The sequence below is a fragment of the Tahibacter sp. genome, from assembly GCF_035481375.1.
Lineage (GTDB): Bacteria > Pseudomonadota > Gammaproteobacteria > Xanthomonadales > Rhodanobacteraceae > Tahibacter.
In genome coordinates, this window is the sequence record NZ_DATIGT010000047.1 from 1 (window position 1) to 3,540 (window position 3,540).

A 3,540-nucleotide genomic window follows, 5' to 3' on the forward strand; every position below is an offset into this window, starting at 1 on the left:
CGGCGTCTCGGCCGCACCGCCTGCCGTTTCGTAGGCGGCGCGGAATTTCGCGAACAGCGGCAGATCGAGCGCGCGCGCGAGCGCCTCGTTCTCGCTCGTGCCGTAGGCGAGGCCGACCGGCAGCATGCCGCTCGCGCGGACCGTCGCCAGCACGGCGCGCACGCGATCGGCGTCGGGCAGCTGCGGCAGGTGGCTCAGATCGAGCACGACCGGCGCGCGCTGGAACAGGTGCGGCGCGGTGTCGAGCTTCTGCCGGAGTTCCTGCGCGAGCGTGTCGTCGTCGAGGCTCTTCAGGCGCAGGTTCGCGATGCCGACCTGGCCGAACTTGAGCTCTCCCACCGGTTCGAAACTGGGCAGCGGCCGGCTCATGCGCTCAGATTCCGCCCGCGGCACGCAGCGGCGAGTTCTGTGCGGCGCGGCGGCGTTCCGCGAGCCAGGGCTGGTTCGGCAACTGGCCCGTCGTGCCTTCGAGGTAGGTGGTGCGGACGAAGTCGAAGCTCGGCAGGTTCTTCGCGAGCAGGCTCACGCGCTTGCCGAGCCCCGGCATGATCTGCTGGCCGACTTCCTGGAAGCCGTAGGTACCGTGAAACAGCACCGAGACGTCGTCGCGCGGCTCGAGAAAGACCTCGCACGACAGCACCGGCACGCGGACCTCGGCATAGCTCGTCGCGTCGGCATAGAAGACGCGGCCGAGGCCGAGGCCGCGGTAGGGCTTGGCGATGACGATGCGGTCGATATAGACGAACGCCGCGAATCGTTCGCGGAACCAGCGGAAATTGGGACTTTCATGATCGCTGGTTTCGCGCATCGCGATCAGGAATCCGGCGACGTGGCCGTCGACGTCGGCGATGCGGAAGTAGTCGGCGTTGTCGAAAAACCAGCGGATTCGCGTCGAATCCAGGGCAAGGATGGTCGGTCCGGCGGCGTTGTTCAATGCAAGGACGGAATCCAGCTCGTGCTCGCGCACGTCGCGGATGGCGATAGCCATTCGTTGCTCCAGCGGTGTAGCGGGGCGGCCTACCGATGGCGGCCCGCGGATTGCGGAAGTATCGCATGGGCCTGCCGGACTGGCCATGATGCGCCGCGGGAGCGCTTTTCCGCGCAACGCCGCGGGCCGGGACGCGGCCCCGGCCGCCGCGCGAGCCTGACTTCGGGCATGTACGCGGGCAGCGCGCGGACGCCTATCATGCGCGCCATGCAGATCGCCCAGATCAATCACATCCGCCTGATGCGCTACGCGGGGCTGTTCACGTACGTGTCGGCGGGCATGCCGCTGCTGCGCTACGAAAGTCTCGTGAACGAGCTGATCGCCGACCAGCGTCCGCTGTGGCACCTGTCGGCCTGGGTGATCTGCTATGCGGCGTTCGGCGTGGTGTTCTGGCTGCTGCTGCTCAAGCTGGGCAGCCGGCGTTTCGTGCCGCTCAAGCTCGCGCTGCTCGTCGTGCTCGTCACGCTCGCGGTCGCGATCGGCTGGTACAGCCAGAGCGGACTCAGCGCGATGCTGCTCGTCGTGCAGTCGATGCTGCTGCCCTGGCTCATGCCGCTGCGCGTCGCGCTGATCTGCATGGTCGCGCAGAACTACGTGCTGGTGCCGGTGTTCGCGAGCAATCCGGGCTGGACCATCGGCGACGCGATCCTGCAGTCGAGCCTCTATCTCGGCATTTCCGCACTCGTGTTCTTCACGTCGCTGATCGCCAAGCAGCAGGGCGAGGCGCGCGAGGAGCAGCGCCGCCTCAATTCCGAACTGCGCGCGACGCGCGCGCTGCTGGCCGAATCCAGCCGCATCGCCGAGCGTCTGCGCATCGCGCGCGAACTCCACGACCTCGTCGGCCACCATCTGACCGCGCTCAGCCTGAACCTCGAAGTCGCGAGCCATCTCGTGCAGCAGCCCGCGCAGGAACACGTGCGCAAGGCGCAGTCGGTCGCGAAGCTGCTGCTCGGCGACGTGCGCGAAGTCGTCAGTCAGATGCGCGACGACGACCGCATCGACCTGACCCAGGCATTGAACACGCTGATCGAAGGCGTTCCGCAGCTCGACATCCGGCTGGAACTGCCGCCGCGCTTCGGCGTCGACGATCCGCATCGCGCGCAGGTGCTGCTGCGCTGCGCGCAGGAAATCATCACGAACACCGTGCGCCATTCCGGCGCGCGGTCGCTGTGGCTGCGCTTCGAGCAGAAGGACGGCGAGATCGCCATCCACGCCCGCGACGACGGCCGCGGCAGCGACAATCTCAGACCCGGCAACGGCCTTGCCGGCATGCGCGAACGGCTCGCCCAGTTCGGCGGGCGACTGGACATCACGACGGCGCGGGACCGGGGATTCACCCTCGATGCCTGGCTGCCCCTGGAGACGACTGCATGATTTCGGTACTGCTGGTGGACGATCAGACGCTGGTGCGGCAGGGCATCCGCAGCCTGCTCGAGCTTTCCGACGACATTCGCGTGATCGCCGAGGCCGCCGACGGCGTGCAGGCGATCGAGATGATTCCCCAGAAGAAGCCCGACGTCGTGCTGCTCGACCTGCGCATGCCCGGCATGAGCGGCATCGACGTGCTCAACAATCTCGCCCAGGCCAACCAGCTGCCGGCCACGATCATCCTGACCACGTTCGACGACGACCAGCTCGTGCTGGCCGGCCTCAAGGCCGGCGCGCGCGGCTATCTGCTCAAGGACGTCTCGCTCGACCAGCTCGTCGATGCGGTCAAGACCGTCGCCGCCGGCGGTTCGCTCGTCGCGCCGGTGGTAACCCAGCGCCTGCTGTCGGGGCTCGAGCGCATGCACAACGAATTCGTCAGCCTCGATCGGCCCGATCCGCTGACCGAGCGCGAAACCGAGATCCTGCGCCTGATGGCCGGCGGCTACAGCAACAAGGAAATCGCCAATTCGCTCGGCGTGGCCGAGGGCACGGTCAAGAATCATGTCTCGAACATTCTGTCGAAGCTTGGCGTGCGCGACCGTACGCGCGCCGTGCTCAAGGCCTTCGAACTCGGCATCGTCTGAACGCCGGTCCTGCGGCAGGGCGTTGCGCTGCTTGCGGGACCGATGCGGCGGTGCCGGGAGGCGTGCCGGCACCGCGATCATTCCGTCGCGCAAACTCCTTGTCGTAACAAGGAATTACAGTTTTCCGCGAGCCGATGCACGGTGCTGTCAAGTCGCCGAAATGCCAGGGTTCAGGTAATAGCCATCGTGATCCGGAGCAAGTACCATGCGCGACTCGGTGTGCCGGTCGGCGCTGCAGCAGCGCGTGCCCGGCCTCTTGATTCTCGACTCGTGCAAAGGCTGGGGCGATCCGCGGATCGCCCGACGGATTGGTCCTGGAGACATCTGGAATGACGCGTATTCTTGAGTTCATTGTGGCCGCGATCATGGTGATCGCGCTGGCCGTGATTATCGGACTGGCGCTGCCGTCGTCCGGTCACATCGAACGTTCCGTCGAAATCAGCCACAACACGCGGCATATCGCCGACATGCTCAGCAATTTCCGCCGCTTCTCCGACTGGGGTGCGGTGCGCATGCTGGATCCGGCCACGCAGTTCACGC

At 66.7% G+C, this 3,540-nt stretch carries 3 protein-coding genes and 2 pseudogenes; 3 read left to right on the top strand and 2 right to left on the bottom strand.

Annotated features, from left to right (window positions below; genetic code table 11):
• Both minC and VLF18_RS03170 read right to left on the bottom strand, forming a co-directional pair.
• A pseudogene (gene minC / locus VLF18_RS03165) lies at window positions 1-369 on the bottom strand (septum site-determining protein MinC); the annotation flags it as partial.
• 4 nt (window positions 370-373) lie between these two features.
• Entirely contained in the window at window positions 374-988 is a 615-nt protein-coding gene (locus VLF18_RS03170) for a GNAT family N-acetyltransferase (protein WP_325278169.1), read from the bottom strand.
• A gap of 198 nt (window positions 989-1,186) precedes the next feature.
• Here VLF18_RS03170 and VLF18_RS03175 point away from each other — a divergent pair, with 198 nt between their 5' ends.
• The 3 genes and pseudogenes from VLF18_RS03175 to VLF18_RS03185 all read left to right on the top strand — a co-directional run.
• Window positions 1,187-2,362 (top strand): sensor histidine kinase, encoded by a 1,176-nt coding sequence (locus VLF18_RS03175; protein WP_325278170.1) that lies wholly within the window; start codon window positions 1,187-1,189, stop codon window positions 2,360-2,362.
• On the top strand, window positions 2,359-3,000 hold the full coding sequence (locus VLF18_RS03180; RefSeq protein WP_325278171.1) for a response regulator transcription factor: 642 nt from the start codon (window positions 2,359-2,361) through the stop codon (window positions 2,998-3,000). Before VLF18_RS03175 ends, VLF18_RS03180 begins: the two co-directional genes overlap by 4 nt.
• A gap of 329 nt (window positions 3,001-3,329) precedes the next feature.
• Window positions 3,330-3,540 (top strand): annotated as a pseudogene (locus VLF18_RS03185) (polyketide cyclase); the annotation flags it as partial.

What these genes read in the sequence shown, in the direction of transcription:
- VLF18_RS03175 (WP_325278170.1), top strand. Translation starts at nt 1,187, where the DNA reads ATGCGCGCCATGCAGATCGCCCAGATCAATCACATCCGCCTGATGCGC.
- VLF18_RS03180 (WP_325278171.1), top strand. Translation starts at nt 2,359, where the DNA reads ATGATTTCGGTACTGCTGGTGGACGATCAGACGCTGGTGCGGCAGGGC.
- VLF18_RS03170 (WP_325278169.1), bottom strand. Translation starts at nt 988, where the DNA reads ATGGCTATCGCCATCCGCGACGTGCGCGAGCACGAGCTGGATTCCGTC.